Source organism: Mangrovibacillus cuniculi (assembly GCF_015482585.1).
GTDB lineage: Bacteria > Bacillota > Bacilli > Bacillales > R1DC41 > Mangrovibacillus > Mangrovibacillus cuniculi.
The window spans coordinates 2,815,001-2,833,255 of the sequence record NZ_CP049742.1 but is presented as its reverse complement, the minus strand read 5'-3'; the positions used below and the strand labels follow the sequence as shown (position 1 = coordinate 2,833,255).

The following is an 18,255-nucleotide window of genomic DNA, read 5'->3' as shown; positions in this document are numbered from 1 at the left end:
TTAGCGGAATGACCTCCCACGAATAAAGGTTGCGAGCAAATTAAAATCGCAACGCAACCTCAAAACAAGTGCAACATTCCAAAATAATGCTATAAGATATAGCAATTTTGAAGATATTCCATCATAACAATGAGTTAATCAGAAATTAGTCTTCTACAACAATACCCATACTACGCGCAGTACCTTCTACCATACGCATAGCTGCCTCAACGCTGGCTGCATTAAGGTCAGGCATTTTTTGTTCAGCGATTTGACGAACAGTATCCTTGTTCACAGTCGCTACTTTGTTGCGGTTAGGTTCACCTGAACCAGACTCGATACCAGCTGCTTTCTTCAGAAGAACTGCAGCAGGTGGAGTTTTTGTGATGAATGTAAATGAACGGTCTTCAAATACCGAAATTTCAACCGGAATGATTAGACCAGCTTGATCCGCTGTACGAGCGTTAAACTCTTTACAGAATCCCATAATGTTCACACCTGCTTGACCTAGTGCAGGACCAACCGGTGGAGCTGGGTTTGCTTTACCAGCAGGAATTTGTAATTTTACAACTTTCACTACTTTTTTAGCCACGAGACACACCTCCTTAAGTCCGTGATGTGGTAATAGGGTTTTTACCCTCCCACTCAATGTAAATAAATCTTTATTTAACATAAAGATATTTGAATATGTTCAGTCTCTCTTTTGGAAGAGACATACTGACCTAAAAAATTCTATCACTTTCTACTACCAATATCAAGTTAATTTCTTTTATAATTTGCTAACTTGATTAAAATCTAGTTCTACAGGGGTTTCACGACCGAACATATTGACCATAACTTTGACTTTTGACTTGTCACGATCAATTTCCTCAATGTTCCCTTCAAAGTTTGCGAACGGACCTTCGATAACTGTAACTGCTTCACCAATTTCGAAGTCAATTTCCACTCTAGCTTCTTGTACACCCATGCGTTTTAACACAACATCGATTTCTTCAGGCAGTAATGGTGTAGGTTTAGATCCAGATCCTGATGAACCTACAAACCCTGTTACTCCAGGAGTATTTCGTACAACGTACCAAGAATCATCTGTCATAACGATTTCTACCAGTACATAACCAGGGAATACTTTTTTCTTCACTACTTTTTTCTTACCATTTTTAATATCTGTTTCTTCCTCTTCAGGTACTACTACTCGGAAAATCTTATCTTGCATGCCCATTGTTTCTACACGCTTCTCTAGATTCGCCTTTACTTTATTTTCATATCCTGAATAGGTGTGAACGACATACCAATTTTTCTCCATGTAATTGGACGAACGTCCTTCCCTCCTTTTTTGATCATAATCACACAACACTAACATAAAGTTGTTTACGCTAACATTTTTTGACAAATTAAAAAACCCGTAAAACGGGCTTTTTTGCTTTGCCTATGATTTTTTATCATTATAGCATGAAGTGATACTAGTTATTCAATACCTATACTATAATTTTAAAACTTCACGCACAACAAAGGATAATCCTAAGTCAACAGCCCATAGGAACAGTGTTAAAAATGAAACCGTCACTAATACTGTTATCGTATAACGAGTTAGCTCTTTTCTCTTCGGCCAGCTCGTTTTACGCATTTCACTTGCTACATTACGAAAGAACTGCATCATCTAGTGTGTACCTCCTATCGCGAATCCACTCGCGTCACTTCGTTTCGCGGTGAAGTGTATGCGCATTACAACGCTTGCAAAATTTCTTCATTTGTAAACGTTCTGTTGTACCAGAGGAAGGAGCAGGAACAGAATAATTGCGACTGCCACATTGTTCGCAGGCTAGTACTCTTTTAACTGCCATTTTTTCACCTCTATTAACATGAAACAGGATAAAAATATAGTCTTATCCTATCATTCTCTTAAGTGTATACCTTACAAAAAATAACACGAGGATTGTCTCCCTGTCAATTGCCTCTTTTCAGTTAAAGGGTTATTTCTCGTATTTCTAAATAACGCTCTAACTTCCTCTTTACCCTCTGTAAAGCATTATCGATAGATTTGACATGCCTATTCAATTCTTCCGATATTTCTTGATACGACTGACCATCTAGATATAAGTTCAGAACTTTTCTCTCCAGGTCGCTTAAGAGTTCTCCCATTTTCCCCTCTATGCTCGAAAACTCTTCACGATGTATCATTAACTGTTCGGGATCTGTAATCTGGTTATTTGTAATAACATCCATTAGCGTCCTATCCGATTCTTCATCGTATATAGGCTTGTCCAAAGACACATACGAGTTTAACGGAATGTGTTTTTGACGTGTTGCTGTCTTAATAGCTGTAATAATTTGTCTAGTAATACAAAGCTCAGCAAAAGCTTTAAAACTAGTCAATTTATCTCCCCTGTAGTCTCGAATCGCTTTATACAAGCCAATCATACCTTCTTGTACAATATCCTCTTTGTCTGCACCTATTAAAAAATAGGATCGTGACTTAGCTCGTACAAAATGCCGGTACTTTTGAATAAGAAAATCTAGTGCCTCCGTTATGCCATCATGAACTAGTGCAACTAACTCTTCGTCTTCCATACTTCCGAAACGCTGATCATTTACCTCTTGTTGGTTCCTGCTCACCGTGATCCCCCTTTACAGCTTTCGATGGATGTTTCCATCTTTCGCTAACCCGTAATCATCGTGCAGATCTTGATCATTTTGTACGAAATAGCATAAAGTTTGACACAAATAGTACCAATCCTTCACCATTTTACGTCCTTTTTACGACTTTTCAGATACATTAGATAGCAATATTATACAGGAGGGGTTTTTTTATCGTCAACAGCCTATTCTTGCCCACGACGCCATTTTTCAAACTTTTCTGCAACTTCTGGTGCTAAATGGATATTAGATATCGGTTTTTGTTGATAATTATTTTTCACCGACTTTTCTATCTTTCTTTGGATAACACCCATGTCTGTCAACAGTTCTCTTGCAGACTTCCGCAGAGCCCCTTGCCCAAAAATAGCCCATTGTTCTGTATAATCGGAAGTTGCAACATGGATTTGCGTTTTTCTATTATTTAATTCAATTGCTAATTTCTCAATGCGTTCATCAGCCGTTTCATTTTCTTTTGTAAAGATAATGTCCATTCCATAATTCTTTTTCTTTCTTTCTACATCACGGACAAAATGAGCATCAAATACGATAACTATCTTAAAACCAGTATAACCTTGATATTCTGCCATAAGTTCAATCAGACGATCTCTTGCTGCAGAAAGATCTTTCATCTTTAAGTCCCGAAGTTCCGGCCAAGCACCTATTATGTTATAGCCATCAACAATCAAGATGTCCATCTCTATGACTCCAGTGAGTGTCTCTTACGGTATACCTCGTACATTAAGATACTAGCTGCAACAGAAGCATTTAAGGATGTTACATGCCCAACCATAGGTAAATGGATTAGGAAGTCACACTTTTCTTTAATTAGTCTTCCAATGCCTTTTCCTTCACTACCAATGACTAAACCAAGTGGCATTGTTCCATCTAGACGTCTGTAATCTTGGCTATGCTTTGCATCTGTTCCCGCAATCCAAACGCCTTGTTCCTTTAAATCATCGATCGTTCTGGCTAGATTCGTTACTCGTACAACCGGAATGTGTTCGATAGCTCCTGTGGAAGCTTTCGCCACCGTTGCAGTTAGTGATACAGACCTTCTCTTTGGAATAATAATCCCGTGTGCTCCTACAGCATCAGCTGTTCTCATAATAGAACCTAAGTTATGAGGATCTTCTAATTCGTCTAATAAAATAAAGAACGGATCTTCTCCTCTATTTTGTGCAATTGCAAACAAATCATCTATATCTGCGTACTGATAAGCAGCAACTTGAGCGGCTACACCTTGGTGTTGCCCAAGCTCTAGTTGATCTAATTTACTACGTGGAACCGTTTGTACAGTAACGCCTGTATTTTTAGCTAAGTGTAATATATTTTGTATAGGTCCTTTTTGTGCACCTTCCGCTATCCAGATCTTATTAATATCACGCTCTGAACGTAAAGCTTCTTGTACAGGATTACGACCACCAATCCATTCTTGTTCTTGTGTCATTATTTACTTCCTCCTTCACGGTGTTGAATATAGGACACACTCTTCTCTAAAAGCACTTGCAATCGTTCTTCATTAGGAAGTAGATGTGTATAGCCAATAACCGCTTCAAATCCTGTTGCATTTTTATATGTTTGTACATCCGTGTTTTTAGGTACTGTACCGGATTTAGCGTTTCTTCCACGTTTAAAAACCGCTTCCTCTTCTTCTGTTAAAAGCTGATCTTGCAACATTTGCTGAATAATATAACTTTGTGCTTTTGCCGATACAAAGCTCGTTGCTGTTCGATGTAGTTGATGTGGGCGGATAACTCGTCCAGATGCTAAAAGGTAATGCCGGATATGCTTTTCATACACGGCATCCCCCATATAAGCTAGCGCTAAACTGTTTATTTCTAGAGGGTGTTTCATCCTCGTTTCCATCTCGTTCCTTGTGCTGTATCTTCTAATACAATATTTTTTTCTTTTAAAAGATCACGGATTTCATCGGCACGTGCGAAATTACGATCTTTTCTTGCTTGAATACGCTCTTCTAACAGCTGTTCGATTTCTTCATCAAGTAATTTACTATCTTCTTCCCAAGTTAAGCCTAGTACATGACCAATTTGATCAAACAAGTCTAAAAAGGCGTCGATTGTCTCAGTAGACGTAGTGGCTTCCAATAGATAAAGGTTAGCTTGTTTAGAAACATCAAACAGTACAGAAATTCCATCAGCAGTGTTAAAATCATCATCCATTCTAGCGATAAGCTGTTGTTTACTGTCTTCTATATTTTTTAACCACGTAGTTTCAACCGTCTCTAAATTCACACTAGATTCTTTTCTATGACGAAGATTCATTATTGTGGTGCGGATTCTATCTAATCCCGCTTTTGCACCTTCTAATAATTCTTGACTAAAGTTAATTGGGTTACGATAGTGTACTGACAACATAAAGAATCGAAGCACTTGTGGATCAATTTGCTTAATAATGTCATGTACTAATACAAAGTTCCCAAGGGATTTACTCATTTTTTCATTATTGATATTAATGTATCCGTTGTGCATCCAATACTTCGCAAACTGTTTCCCTGTCAAAGCCTCCGATTGCGCTATCTCATTTTCATGATGGGGGAACGCTAAATCTTGTCCTCCAGCATGAATATCTATTGTGTCACCAAGATATTTTCTCGCCATTGCGGAACATTCAATGTGCCAACCTGGTCTTCCTTGGCCCCAAGGTGAGTCCCAAGCAATTTCTCCTTCTTTTGCCGCTTTCCATAAAACAAAATCTAATGGATCTTCTTTCTTTTCCCCAACTTCAATACGAACTCCTGATTTCAAATCCTCTATTGATTGATGTGATAATTTACCGTATCCTTCGAACTTTCTTGTACGATAGTAAACATCTCCACTAGACTCATAGGCAAATCCCTTTTCTATAAGCGTCTCAACGAACTCAATAATGATATCAATATTTTCTGTTACCCTTGGGTGGACATCTGCTTTTTTACACCCTAATGCAGAAACATCCTCGTGGTATGCAGCGATAAATCTCTCGGCAATGGTTGGTACATCTTCTCCTAATTCGTTTGCTGCTCTAATCAACTTGTCATCTACATCTGTAAAGTTAGAAACAAAGTGCACGTCATACCCTCTAAATTCTAAATATTTGCGCACAGTGTCATACACGATAGCAGGTCTTGCATTACCAATATGAATGTAGTTATACACGGTTGGTCCGCATACATACATACTAACTTTTCCCTCTACCTGTGGTACAAATAATTCTTTTGATCGAGTTAATGTATTATAAATTTTTATGGACATCTTCTTCTGCCCCTTTCTTACGATATTTATCTAATTCTTCCTGAAGCTCATTGATTTGTGACTGTAACTTTTCACATCGATCTTCCATCGGATCTGGTAATGTATGATGATTAAAGTCTTTATTTACCCGGACTCCGTCTTGAATTACCACGTGTCCTGGGATTCCTACAACTGTTGAATTAGGTGGTACATCTTTCAACACAACAGAACCAGCACCTATTTTAGAATTCTCTCCAATGGTGATAGATCCTAATACTTTGGCACCTGTGGCGATTAGCGCGTTGTCTTGGATGGTAGGATGCCTTTTACCTTTTTCTTTTCCGGTTCCCCCTAACGTAACGCCTTGAAAAACAGTTACATTATCCCCTATTTCACACGTTTCACCAATGACAACACCCATACCATGGTCTATAAAGAATCTCCTACCAATCTTTGCGGCAGGGTGAATTTCTACTCCTGTCAAAAATCGAGTAAGCTGACTAATCACACGAGCGATAAAATATAATTTTCTTTTATAAAAAACGTGTGCAATTCGGTGTCCCCAAATAGCATGTAACCCAGAGTACGTTAAAATAACTTCAAGATAGCTCCTTGCTGCTGGGTCTTGCTCAAATACCGCTTCCACATCTTCTTTCATGAGCTTCCACATGGTTTAGCTCTCCCCTTTTTAAGCGAGTGCTGCAAACATCTCTTATTTCTCAGCACTACATTACGCTTTATTCTTCAAATATTGATATAAAATCCATACTTCATCACCATATGAACACATTCACAAACGGACACAATAATTAATTTATATAGGGTTTCCATTTATTTTGGCCTAATTAAGCGAACTTAATAGATACGTGTGTGATTCCGTTTGTAACAAGTAAACTCATCCGAAAACAAACCTCAGCACGTGGCTAACGATGAGTTGTTACTAATCACGTAACCAAAAAGAAAACGCCTCTGTTAAAAAACAGAGACGCTTCTATACGTGGTTCCACTCTGATTAAGTAAATGGAAGTCTTCAGAGTTCCATTACCTCACTCAAGCCTAATAACGGTAGGTAACCGCCATCCTCTAGTACCAAAAGGGTTCAAAGACAGACTCAAAGGTGCATTTCAGAGTTATAGGGACCCAAACCACTTTCAGCCGATGATGGTTTTCTCTTTAGAGTATATAGACTCTTACTTATCCTTTTCAACGTGTTAAATATGATCTAGTTATACTATATACCACACAAGAGAAAATGTTAATTAAAAATGCTCGTCAAATTATCCTAAAACTCTGTGTAGACGTGCTTTTACTTTTTCTCTTCCAAGTAGCGCTATCGCATTTGGCAATTCTGGACCATGTGTTTGACCTGTTGTCACTACACGGATAGGCATAAATAGTTTCTTCCCTTTATGACCAGTCTCTTTCTGTACTGCTTTAATCGCACTCTTAATAGCTTCTGGAGTAAACTCTTCTAATTGGTCTAGTTGACCATCTAAAGCTTTCATCACTTCTGGAACTTGTTCTTCGCTAACAACCGCTTCCGCTTCTGCGTCAAAGGCAAGTTCTTCTTTAAAGAATAAATCAGATAACTCTACAATCTCCGCTCCAAAACTCATTTGTTCTTGATAAAGACCAATCAGTTTCTCTGCCCAAGTTAATTCTGCCGCTGTTGGTTCTGCAGCAACTAATCCTGCTTTTTGTAAATGAGGTAAAGATAAAGCAACCACTTCGTCTAATTGCAGATTTTTCATATATTGATTGTTCATCCATGTAAGCTTTTGTGTATCAAAAACAGCTGGAGATGTAGATAAACGCTCCGGATCAAAGATTTCGATAAATTGTTCTTTAGAGAAGATCTCTTCCTCTCCTTTTGGAGACCAACCAAGCATTCCGATAAAGTTAAACAAAGCTTCTGGAAGATACCCTAAATCTTTATACTGCTCAATAAATTGAATAATGCTCTCATCACGTTTACTTAGCTTTTTACGAGATTCATTAACAATCAACGTCATATGGCCAAATACCGGTGGCTCCCAACCAAACGCTTCGTAAACCATTAACTGTTTCGGTGTATTAGAAATATGGTCATCACCACGTAAAACGTGTGTTATTTTCATTAAATGATCATCTACCGCAACAGCAAAGTTATACGTTGGAATACCATCTTTCTTCACAATAACAAAGTCGCCGATACCATCTGATTCAAATGATACCTCTTCCTTCACCATGTCTTGGAATTTGTATACTTTTCCTTCTGGTACGCGAAAACGAATACTAGGTAATCGTCCTTCCCCTTCAAAAGCTTCTTGCTCTTCTTTTGTCAGATTACGATGTTTGCCAGAGTATCTTGGCATTTCACCTTTAGCAATTTGCTCCTCGCGCTCCGCTTCCAGTTCCTCTTCTGTACAGTAGCATTTGTATGCTAAACCTTTATCAAGTAGCTCAGTGTATAGTTCTTTATAGATATCGTTACGCTCTGATTGACGGTAAGGACCATACTCTCCTCCAACATCAATACTCTCATCCCACTCAATACCTAACCATTTTAAGTATTTTAATTGACTTTCTTCTCCACCTTCAATGTTACGTTTCGCATCTGTATCCTCAATACGGATAATAAACTTCCCTCCCGTATTACGAGCGTATAAATAGTTAAATAACGCCGTACGAGCATTACCGATATGTAAATGTCCAGTTGGACTTGGTGCGTATCGCACACGAACTTCTGTTGTCATGGACGAATCCTCCTAATTAAATGGTGAATCTATTGTACCACTGAATTGATTTTGACAAAATGGTATTTACTCAGCAACTAGCAAGATTACCGCTTGTGATGCAATACCTTCTCCTCTACCAGTGAAACCTAACTTTTCTGTCGTTGTTGCTTTTACGTTAATTTGTGAAACATCAGCTTCTACTAATTGTGCAATACGCTCTCTAATTGGCTCAATATAAGGTGCCATTTTTGGCTTTTGCGCAATAATAGTACAATCCATGTTACCTAATTTGTACCCTTTTTCTTTTACTAGAGCCCACACATGCTCTAATAACTTTGCTGAGTCTGCATCTTTAAATGCTTCATCTGTGTCAGGAAAATGCTTACCTATATCTCCTTCTCCGATGGCTCCTAGTGCTGCGTCAGCTATCGTATGTAGCAATACATCTGCATCTGAATGTCCGAGTAATCCTTTTTCGTAAGGTATCGTGATACCACCCATTATTAAGGGACGACCTTCTACTAACTGATGTACATCAAACCCCTGTCCAATTCTCATTGTTTCTCCTCCTGACTCTTCGCTTGAAGAATCGCTTCTCCAAAATAAATGTCTTCTTTTGTTGTCAATTTTATATTGTCATAAGATCCTTCTACGATAGAAACTGGATAGGAAATTTTTTCTACTAGGGAAGCTTCGTCTGTTCCTAAATAGTTGTTCACCCTTGCCCACTGATGCGCTTCATGTAATATAGACAAGCGAAAAGCCTGCGGCGTTTGTATTTGCCACAAGCTTGAACGATCTATTGTTTCTTGCACAACGGAACTTTGAATGCGTTTAATGGTGTCTTTTACGGGTACACCTACAATTGCTGCACCGTTATCGTTGGCTTTCTGAACTACTTTTGCAATTACCTCTCTAGTAATAAACGGCCTTGCTCCATCATGCACCAATACTAATGTATCCTCTTTAGCATCTATACTAGACAATCCGTTTGCTACACTGTGCTGGCGTTCTACTCCTCCATTTACAAAAGTAATTTTCGATCGATCACCTTTTAGAGAGAGAGATAAAAATAACTCTCTCTCTTCTTCATTAGTAGATAAAATAACTGTTTCACATGAAGAATCTTGAAGAAACACATCAAGTGTGTGTGCGATTAAAGCTCGTCCACCCAAAGGAAGAAATAATTTATTATACCCTAAACCCATTCGCTTCCCTTGTCCTGCAGCAGGAATAATCACTCGATAGTTCATCTAATCTCCTCCTGACTAACTACAAAGCTTTTTCTAATACTTTAGGTTTCGCAAAGATCATGCGACCTGCTGAAGTCTGTAATACACTAGTTACCACTACTTCAATACGTTTACTAATATAATTGCGGCCTTCTTCCACTACAATCATTGTACCATCATCTAAGTAAGCTATCCCTTGATTATGTTCTTTTCCATCTTTAATAACTTGAACCATCATTTCTTCTCCTGGGAGAACTACTGGTTTAACAGCATTTGCTAGATCATTGATATTCAAGACTGGTACTCCTTGGAATTCACAAACTTTATTTAAATTATAATCGTTTGTAACAAGCATGCCATCCATTAATTTTGCTAGTTTAATTAATTTACTATCTACTTCTTGAATATCATCAAAGTCACCCTCATACATCTCCACGTTAACAGGTAATTCTTTTTGGATACGGTTTAAGATATCCAAGCCACGTCTTCCCCTATTACGTTTTAGTACATCAGATGAATCAGCAATATGTTGGAGTTCACCAAGGACAAACTGTGGTATCACTATTGTTCCTTCTAAGAAACGAGTTTGACAGATGTCAGCAATTCGACCATCAATTATGACACTAGTATCTAAAATTTTATACTGATAAGAATGCTCCTCTTCAGCGTGAACGGCAGATCCTTTTTTCTTTTGTCCTTTTGAAGAAGGTGTAAATAACTGAACTAGCTCATCTCGTCTTTTGAATCCCACTTGGAAACCCATATATCCTAGTAACAACGTCAGTAGAATTGGAATAATTGTATTAATTACTGGTATATCCATTGCATTAAAAGGTAGTCCGGCTAAAAAGGCTAATAATAAACCTATGATAAGTCCTAATCCCCCAAATAATAAGTCTGTTACTGGAGCTTTTACTAATGAATCTTCCATCCATTTTATTACCCTTAAACAATAATCTATCGCCCAAAATGTCATAAGATAAAATAATACAGCGCCTATAATTGCAGTCATATAGTTGTTGTTAATAATAGGTTGGTTTAACACATCAAACCCTCTTATAGCATATGGGAGGAAAAGCACTCCGAGCGTACCACCAATTAGCAGAAAACATAATTGAACAATTCGTTTTAACATCCTTATTCACCTCCTCTAATCATTATAAACAATTCAAATTAATGTAAACGTGGAATTGAATAATATTTTGGTAATGTAATAATACCGTCATCATCTTGTTAAAATTCTCAGTATTTTTTCATACTTTTCCTTAAAATTTTAGAGATGACGGTCAGCAAAAGTTTGTTCCCTCACTTGTCTAATTCCTTCAATTATCTTTCTAGCTCTTGCCTCTCCAACACCTTCCACATCATCTAGTTCCGCTACACTTGCCTTATAGATTGCTGGGAAAGTTCCGAAATGGTCTACTACATTTTCAATAATCATAATTGGAAGTCTAGGGATACGCATCAACACTCGATATCCTCTTGGATGCACGATCTCCTCTGAGTGAGTTGTCGTTTGGTATCCTAGTAGCCTTAATAAAACATGTTCCTCTAAAAACTCTTGATGAACAAGATTCTGAAGTTTTCCTAATTGTTCATAAGGCTTTAACGCTCCTTCTGGACTATAATCACGAAGAACATGTAAAGCTTCTTCTTCTATATCAGACAGTAACTCATTCATCTGTAACTGAATTAGACGACCTTCCGTACCTAGTTCGCTTAAGTAGATAAGCAATTCATTTTTTACACGTAACACCATTGCTACACGATTTAACACCTGAAGCAAATCATTAATTGTGACTAACTCTTCAAACTCTAAAGCTGCAAGATTTGCCATCGCTTGATCGTGAACAATTTTATATTTCTCTAATGTATTAATAGCTTGATTAGCCTTTGTCAGTATTACCTCTATCCCTTTAACTGCGTAACGGAAATTACCTTGATATAAGGTAATGACATTCCTTCTTTGACTAATCGCAATAACTAGAGCTCCTGTTTGTTTTGCAACTCTCTCTGCTGTACGATGTCTCATTCCTGTTTCCGTAGATACTAATGAAGCATCAGGATTTAGATGTGCATTAGCATAGATGATCTTGGTTCCTTCTCTATTGAGAATAATAGCACCATCCATTTTCGCTAATTCGTATAGATAACTTGGGGTAAATACTGTATCTATATAAAAGCCACCATCAACAAGGGCTTTCATACTCTCGTCAAACCCTAATACTATTAACCCACCTGTGTTTGCACGCAACACATTGTCTATTCCTTCTCGTAAAGGACTACCTGGCGCTACCCATTGAAGAGCTTCCATCATCCTCCTACTATGTGCTTTATGCTCATCCATTTAGTCACGTCCCTCCTAACGCATACTTCATCGCTTCTGCAACAGAGTGTACTCCTATTACCTGAATAGAAGATGGAGGCGTCCAGCCCCCTATATTATTGGCAGGTAATATAATTCTTTCAAAACCTAATTTAGCCGCTTCTTGTACTCTTTGTTCTACACGCGAAACTCTTCGCACTTCCCCTGTAAGTCCTACTTCTCCTATGATGCAGTCAGTAGGCTTTGTTGGTTGATCTCTAAAGCTTGAGACAACACTTACAGCTACGGCTAAATCAATTGCAGGTTCATCTAATTTTACGCCACCAGCCACTTTTACATACGCATCCTGTTGTTGCAATAACATCCCTAATCTTTTTTCCAGGACAGCCATAATTAGTGGTAAGCGACTATGATCTATTCCTGTTGCCATTCGTCTAGGATTTCCATAACTAGTAGGAGATATTAACGCCTGTATTTCAACAAGTACCGGACGTGTTCCTTCCATTGAAGCTACTACAGTAGATCCGGCTGCTCCTTTAGAACGCTCTTCTAAGAACATTTCTGAAGGGTTAGCCACTTCCTCTAATCCTATTTCTTTCATTTCGAATATACCCATTTCATTAGTCGATCCAAAGCGGTTCTTTACAGCTCGTAGAATTCGATACGAATGGTGTCTTTCACCTTCAAAGTAAAGAACGGTATCTACCATGTGCTCTAAAATTCTTGGACCTGCAATGGAGCCTTCTTTCGTTACGTGACCAACGATAAAGATGGCAATCCCTTTTGTCTTGGCTAAACGCATCAACTCTGCCGTGCATTCCCTAACTTGCGATACGGATCCTGGGGCAGAAGTAACATCTGGGTGATAGATAGTTTGGATGGAGTCAATAATAACAAAAGGTGGTGATAACTCCTCAATTGTTTGTCTGATAGGGTCAAGGTTTGTTTCTGCGTATACATAAAGATTTTCACTCTTGATATCTAACCGATTTGCTCTAAGTTTTGTTTGTTTAACAGATTCTTCTCCAGAAATGTATAATACCTTCTCTTGTTTTCTCGTTAATTGATCGGAAACTTGGAGTAATAGAGTGGATTTCCCGATCCCCGGATCTCCTCCGATTAACACTAACGAACCTGGTACTATCCCCCCACCTAAAACTCGGTTAAGCTCCAACATATCTGTAGTAACTCGAGGTTCTTCCATTGATTCAATTGAGGTAAGCGGAGTTGCTTTAGTAGGTGTAGAAGAGGCTGTATGATTAAATACTCCTCTTGTTTTTGTCACTACTTCTACTTCTTCCACCATTTGATTCCATTCACCACATCCAGGACATCTTCCCATCCATTTCGGTGATTCATATCCACAAGACTGGCACATGAATTTGGTTTTCTTTTTAGCCATTTACTCACTCTTTTCCGAACTAGTATTATCATAATTGTAAGTTTTTTATAGGTGTTTTTGCAAACCGGAAGAAAAGATAGGTTGCATATCCAGCTATTTGTACTCTATTATTATTTTAGAAAACGACGTGTAAAGAAGAAAAGACTTCGCTACCTGCATAGCGAAGTCTTTTTAATTTATGATTGTACAGAAGGCTCTTTTTTATTAACTAAGAACTCTCCTTCTCTGTAATCTAATTCAATATGGTCACCCATTTTGATTGATCCTCGAAGTAAATCTTCTGACAAGCGATCCTCTACATGCTTCTGGATCGCTCTTCTTAAAGGTCGAGCACCATACTCTTGATCAAAACCTTCATCAGATAGCTTTTCTTTCGCTGCATCTGTAATAGATACGTGTAAATCTTGATCTGCCAAACGTTTTGTTAACTGTCCCGCTAGAAGAGTAACAATCTCTTTAATATGTGTCTTCTCAAGAGAGTGGAAGACAATTGTCTCATCTACACGGTTTAAGAACTCTGGACGGAAAGCTCGCTTCAATTCTTGCAGAACATTCCCTTTCATATCTTTATAGTCTTGTTCTCCATCGTTAACATTGAAGCCGACATTCTTATTCTTCTTCAACTGTTCAGCACCTACGTTAGATGTCATGATGACAATCGTATTTCTAAAGTCAACTGTACGACCCTTAGAGTCTGTTAAACGACCATCTTCTAATACTTGCAACAAGATATTAAATACGTCTGGATGTGCCTTTTCAATCTCATCTAGAAGCACTACTGAATAAGGCTTACGACGTACTTTTTCTGTTAATTGTCCACCCTCATCGTATCCTACGTATCCTGGAGGAGAACCAACGAGACGAGAAGTAGAGTGTTTTTCCATGTATTCGGACATATCAATACGAATCATTGCTTCTTCGTCACCAAACATAGACTCAGCTAAAGCTCTAGCTAATTCTGTTTTACCTACTCCAGTAGGTCCCAAGAAAATAAAGGAGCCAATTGGACGCTTAGGATCCTTCAGTCCTGCACGTGCACGGCGAACTGCTTTAGAGATAGCTTTAACTGCTTCTTCTTGCCCAATAACTCGTTTGTGTAAGATCTCTTCTAGGTTCAACAAACGATCTGTTTCTGTTTGTGCTAACTTAGAAACTGGTACACCAGTCCAGTTGGATACTACCGTAGCAATATCTTCAACTGTTACTTCCGTATTTTCTTGGCCTTGTTGTTCCTTCCAAGACTTTTTCGTATCATCTAATTCTTCACGTAATCGCTGTTCTGTATCACGTAAGGAAGCAGCTTTTTCAAATTCTTGGCTTTGCACAGCCTCGTCTTTTTCGTTTTTAATATTTTCTAGACGTTGCTCTAATTCTTTTAAGTTAGGTGGTGTTGTGTAGGAACGTAAACGAACTTTAGAACCAGCTTCATCAATAAGGTCAATTGCCTTATCTGGTAAAAATCGATCTGTAATATAACGATCTGATAATTTCACCGCCGCATCAATTGCTGAATCTGTAATGGATACACGATGATGCGCTTCATATCGATCACGTAAACCAGTTAGAATTTGAATAGATTCTTCTACAGTAGGTTCATCGACTTGAATTGGTTGGAAACGTCGCTCTAATGCAGCATCTTTTTCAATATATTTACGATACTCATCTAGCGTTGTAGCACCAATACATTGAAGTTCACCACGTGCTAGAGACGGCTTTAGAATATTCGAAGCATCAATGGCTCCCTCCGCTCCTCCAGCACCAATCAGCGTGTGTAACTCATCAATGAATAGAATAATATTACCTGCTTGTCGTATTTCGTCCATAACTTTCTTCAAACGATCTTCAAATTCACCACGATACTTAGTACCCGCAACAACTGTACCCATATCTAATGTCATTACTCGCTTGTCACGTAAGATTTCTGGAACTTCATTTGCCACAATTTGTTGTGCTAGGCCTTCAGCTATAGCAGTTTTACCTACCCCTGGTTCACCAATTAATACAGGATTGTTTTTTGTACGACGGCTTAATACTTCAATTACACGTTGAATTTCTTTACTTCTCCCGATAACCGGATCTAAGCTTCCTTCTCTAGCTACAGCAGTAAGATCTCTAGCTAACGAATCTAATGTAGGGGTATTAGCATTTGTCGTAGTATTTCCTTGGTGACCAGCTGTTTCATTACTACCAAGAAGTTGAAGTACTTGCTGGCGGGCTTTGTTTAAGCTTACACCTAAGTTGTTTAACACTCGGGCAGCAACGCCTTCTCCTTCACGGATTAACCCTAGTAAAATATGCTCCGTACCTACGTATGAATGACCTAGTTTACGAGCTTCATCCATTGAAAGTTCAATAACTTTTTTGGCTCTTGGAGTATAATGCGGATTATCTGGCTTTTCTGTACCTTTACCAATTAACGTTTCTACTTCTTTTTGAATTTTTTCAGAACCCAAGTTAAGGCCTTGGAGTGCTTTTGCAGCAATGCCTTCTCCTTCACGAATTAACCCTAACAGTATGTGCTCTGTACCAATATTATTATGAGACAATCGAACTGCCTCTTCTTGTGCTAATGCTAATACTTTTTGTGCACGCTCTGTAAATCGACCAAACATCATAGGTTATTCCTCCTTCAGTTCTTCTTTTAATCTAGATCTGATTAAGTTAGCTCTTCTCACATCGCGTTGACTAGCAGATAAAGTTTCTCCTGCTCCTAGTTGCAAAAATGCTGGCTGACTTTGTATCATCAATTCCGTTAATAATGGACGCTGAAGTCCCTTAATATACCCTAAGTCTATCCCTAATTGTATATCCGATAAACATTGAGAAGCTTCTTTTGATTCAATAATTCTTGCATATTTCAACGTTCCAAAAGAACGATGTACTCTATCTTCTAATTGTATGTTGGATTGCTTAACTAATGTCTCTCTTGCAAGACGTTCTTGTTGAATGATTTGATGAACGACAGATTCTAAATGTTCAATCAACTCTTCTTCCGATTTCCCTAACGTCGTTTGATTGGATATTTGAAACATGTTTCCTAATGCTTCTGAGCCTTCACCATAAATTCCTCTTACCACCAAACCTAATTGGCTAACAGCAGTAATGAGACGATTGATTCGATTAGTAAGTACAAGACCTGGGAGATGTATTAGAACAGAAGCTCGTAAACCAGTACCTACATTTGTAGGACAACTAGTTAAATAGCCAAATGAGTCATGATAAGAATAGGTTAAAGACTTTTCTAACAGATCGTCCACCTCTGTGGCAGTTTGAAATGCTTCTTTTAATTGCAATCCTGGAAGTAGACTTTGTATTCTTATATGATCTTCTTCGTTCACCAAGACACTTACGTTTTCTTTTTCAGATATCAGTACTGCTCCATTCTCTTCATGAGAGGCTAGCAAGGGACTAATTAGGTGTTTTTCCACTAGCACAGCTCTTTTTAAAGATGATAACTCGCTCATAAGCGTCCAATAGGATGGAACGTTAATTGTTTGTTGTTCTTCTTTCCATGCGTCATAGATTTTCTTTAAAACGTGTTTACCCTCTTCTAAAGAATGTGTTGTTGGAAATTCTATGTCTTCTAAGTTCCGGGCTAATCTAATACGCGAACTTAATACAATATCATTTTCTGGTCCATTCCAGTCCATCCAAGGACTGCGACCTGTTTGTAACATTGTCTCTGGGATCATCACTCTTCCCCCATTTGCTCTTGTAATAATCTAATTTCATCCCGTACTTTAGCGGCTTCTTCAAATTCCTCTTGGTGGATTAAGTCTTTTAGTTTTTCTTTCAAGGATATGATATGTCTTTTCCGATGTATATTTTCACCAGCTCGAACAGGGACTTTGCCTAAATGTTCTATACTACCGCCATGCAACCTTCTTAATGCTGGTTTAAGGTGTTCTTCGAATGTTTCATAACATTCACCGCAACCAACCTTTCCTACTTTAGAAAACTTTTGTAAAGTCATTCCACAACGCGGACATGATACCACTTGTTTTTCCAAACTAGTTGTTGGTTTGGATTGATTTGGAATCACATAAGACTCTGGTGAAAATAAACCTGCTAAGATATGTTGTAACGAAAAGTCAGATGATGAAAACATACTCATATCCCCTTGCTCCTGGGCACATTTCTCACATAGATGCATTTCTCGCTTTTCTCCATTAACTACCTGTGTTACATGTAAAGCAGCTTCGCGAGCATGACATCGTTGACATTCCATTATCCTCACCTCTTTTGTATTTCTATCTTTATTTGAATTTAAGGGTTTGTAGCATTGTTTTTAATAAAGAAGCTCGCAGCTGGTCTCTGTATGGTAGATCAAGGTTCAAAACCGATCTATCCATAATTCCCACGATCATTCTAGCTTCACGTTGTGTAATAATTTTTTCTTCAAATAACCGTAATACTATACTCTCTGCAGCTGGTTGTGTGACATTGTTACCTGTCACTTCAATTGCCTGGTCTATCATATCTGAACGGTCATGAAGTTTTATTTTCATAATCCTAATATAGCCACCACCGCCACGCTTACTTTCGACCAAGTATCCTCTTTCGACAGTAAACCTAGTATTTATTACATAGTTGATTTGACTTGGTACACAACTGAATTTATCAGCCATTTCACTTCGTTTCATCTCTACTATGTCAGATGGACTGCTATCTATAATCTGTTTTATATAAGCTTCTATAATGTCTGATATATTTCTCATTTAGCCCTCCTCCAATA

The 18,255-nt window shown here is 38.2% G+C and carries 20 protein-coding genes and 1 other annotated feature; all 20 genes read right to left on the bottom strand.

Annotated elements, in window-relative coordinates; all coding sequences use genetic code 11:
• Window positions 1-145: 145 nt before the first annotated feature.
• Window positions 146-571 (bottom strand): 50S ribosomal protein L11, encoded by a 426-nt coding sequence (gene rplK / locus G8O30_RS14315; RefSeq protein WP_239672704.1) that lies wholly within the window; start codon window positions 569-571, stop codon window positions 146-148.
• Between the two features lie 177 nt (window positions 572-748).
• Window positions 749-1,282 (bottom strand): transcription termination/antitermination protein NusG, encoded by a 534-nt coding sequence (gene nusG, locus G8O30_RS14310; protein WP_239672703.1) that lies wholly within the window; start codon window positions 1,280-1,282, stop codon window positions 749-751.
• A gap of 177 nt (window positions 1,283-1,459) precedes the next feature.
• Window positions 1,460-1,633: a preprotein translocase subunit SecE gene (gene secE, locus G8O30_RS14305; RefSeq protein ID WP_239674571.1), complete on the bottom strand. Its 174-nt coding sequence runs from the start codon at window positions 1,631-1,633 to the stop codon at window positions 1,460-1,462.
• 37 nt (window positions 1,634-1,670) lie between these two features.
• On the bottom strand, window positions 1,671-1,820 hold the full coding sequence (gene rpmG / locus G8O30_RS14300; RefSeq protein WP_239672702.1) for a 50S ribosomal protein L33: 150 nt from the start codon (window positions 1,818-1,820) through the stop codon (window positions 1,671-1,673).
• Window positions 1,821-1,941: 121 nt separating this feature from the next.
• Window positions 1,942-2,592, bottom strand: coding sequence for an RNA polymerase sporulation sigma factor SigH (sigH, locus tag G8O30_RS14295; protein WP_275576495.1), 651 nt, complete (start codon window positions 2,590-2,592; stop codon window positions 1,942-1,944).
• Between the two features lie 206 nt (window positions 2,593-2,798).
• On the bottom strand, window positions 2,799-3,308 hold the full coding sequence (locus G8O30_RS14290; protein WP_239672701.1) for an NYN domain-containing protein: 510 nt from the start codon (window positions 3,306-3,308) through the stop codon (window positions 2,799-2,801).
• Between the two features lie 2 nt (window positions 3,309-3,310).
• Window positions 3,311-4,060, bottom strand: a complete 750-nt coding sequence (gene rlmB / locus G8O30_RS14285; RefSeq protein WP_239672700.1) for a 23S rRNA (guanosine(2251)-2'-O)-methyltransferase RlmB — start codon at window positions 4,058-4,060, stop codon at window positions 3,311-3,313.
• A complete protein-coding gene (locus G8O30_RS14280) occupies window positions 4,060-4,467 on the bottom strand; it encodes a Mini-ribonuclease 3 (RefSeq protein ID WP_239672699.1) in 408 nt (135 codons plus the stop codon). Before G8O30_RS14280 ends, rlmB begins: the two co-directional genes overlap by 1 nt.
• Window positions 4,464-5,864 (bottom strand): cysteine--tRNA ligase, encoded by a 1,401-nt coding sequence (cysS, locus tag G8O30_RS14275; protein ID WP_239672698.1) that lies wholly within the window; start codon window positions 5,862-5,864, stop codon window positions 4,464-4,466. Before cysS ends, G8O30_RS14280 begins: the two co-directional genes overlap by 4 nt.
• Window positions 5,845-6,513 carry a serine O-acetyltransferase gene (gene cysE, locus G8O30_RS14270; protein WP_239672697.1) on the bottom strand — a complete coding sequence of 223 codons (669 nt, stop codon included), beginning with the start codon at window positions 6,511-6,513 and terminating at the stop codon, window positions 5,845-5,847. The genes cysS and cysE overlap by 20 nt, the downstream gene beginning before the upstream one ends.
• Before the next feature lie 308 nt (window positions 6,514-6,821).
• Window positions 6,822-7,059: a binding site (T-box leader), on the bottom strand.
• 61 nt (window positions 7,060-7,120) lie between these two features.
• Window positions 7,121-8,578 (bottom strand): glutamate--tRNA ligase, encoded by a 1,458-nt coding sequence (gltX, locus tag G8O30_RS14265; RefSeq protein WP_239672696.1) that lies wholly within the window; start codon window positions 8,576-8,578, stop codon window positions 7,121-7,123.
• Window positions 8,579-8,644: 66 nt separating this feature from the next.
• Window positions 8,645-9,118 (bottom strand): 2-C-methyl-D-erythritol 2,4-cyclodiphosphate synthase, encoded by a 474-nt coding sequence (gene ispF / locus G8O30_RS14260; RefSeq protein WP_239672695.1) that lies wholly within the window; start codon window positions 9,116-9,118, stop codon window positions 8,645-8,647.
• On the bottom strand, window positions 9,115-9,813 hold the full coding sequence (ispD, locus tag G8O30_RS14255; protein ID WP_239672694.1) for a 2-C-methyl-D-erythritol 4-phosphate cytidylyltransferase: 699 nt from the start codon (window positions 9,811-9,813) through the stop codon (window positions 9,115-9,117). Before ispD ends, ispF begins: the two co-directional genes overlap by 4 nt.
• 19 nt (window positions 9,814-9,832) lie before the next feature.
• Complete coding sequence (locus tag G8O30_RS14250; RefSeq protein WP_239672693.1) at window positions 9,833-10,927, bottom strand: PIN/TRAM domain-containing protein; 1,095 nt, start codon at window positions 10,925-10,927, stop codon at window positions 9,833-9,835.
• A gap of 138 nt (window positions 10,928-11,065) precedes the next feature.
• Entirely contained in the window at window positions 11,066-12,139 is a 1,074-nt protein-coding gene (gene disA / locus G8O30_RS14245) for a DNA integrity scanning diadenylate cyclase DisA (protein ID WP_239672692.1), read from the bottom strand.
• Window positions 12,140-12,143: 4 nt separating this feature from the next.
• Window positions 12,144-13,520, bottom strand: coding sequence for a DNA repair protein RadA (radA, locus tag G8O30_RS14240; protein ID WP_239672691.1), 1,377 nt, complete (start codon window positions 13,518-13,520; stop codon window positions 12,144-12,146).
• Between the two features lie 176 nt (window positions 13,521-13,696).
• Window positions 13,697-16,135: an ATP-dependent protease ATP-binding subunit ClpC gene (gene clpC / locus G8O30_RS14235; RefSeq protein WP_239672690.1), complete on the bottom strand. Its 2,439-nt coding sequence runs from the start codon at window positions 16,133-16,135 to the stop codon at window positions 13,697-13,699.
• 3 nt (window positions 16,136-16,138) lie between these two features.
• Window positions 16,139-17,212 carry a protein arginine kinase gene (locus G8O30_RS14230; RefSeq protein WP_239672689.1) on the bottom strand — a complete coding sequence of 358 codons (1,074 nt, stop codon included), beginning with the start codon at window positions 17,210-17,212 and terminating at the stop codon, window positions 16,139-16,141.
• The gene (locus G8O30_RS14225; protein WP_239672688.1) at window positions 17,212-17,748 is read right to left on the bottom strand and encodes a protein-arginine kinase activator protein McsA; all 537 of its coding nucleotides are present in this window, start codon (window positions 17,746-17,748) and stop codon (window positions 17,212-17,214) included. The genes G8O30_RS14230 and G8O30_RS14225 overlap by 1 nt, the downstream gene beginning before the upstream one ends.
• A 28-nt stretch (window positions 17,749-17,776) precedes the next feature.
• On the bottom strand, window positions 17,777-18,238 hold the full coding sequence (locus tag G8O30_RS14220) for a CtsR family transcriptional regulator (RefSeq protein WP_239672687.1): 462 nt from the start codon (window positions 18,236-18,238) through the stop codon (window positions 17,777-17,779).
• Window positions 18,239-18,255 lie beyond the last annotated feature (17 nt).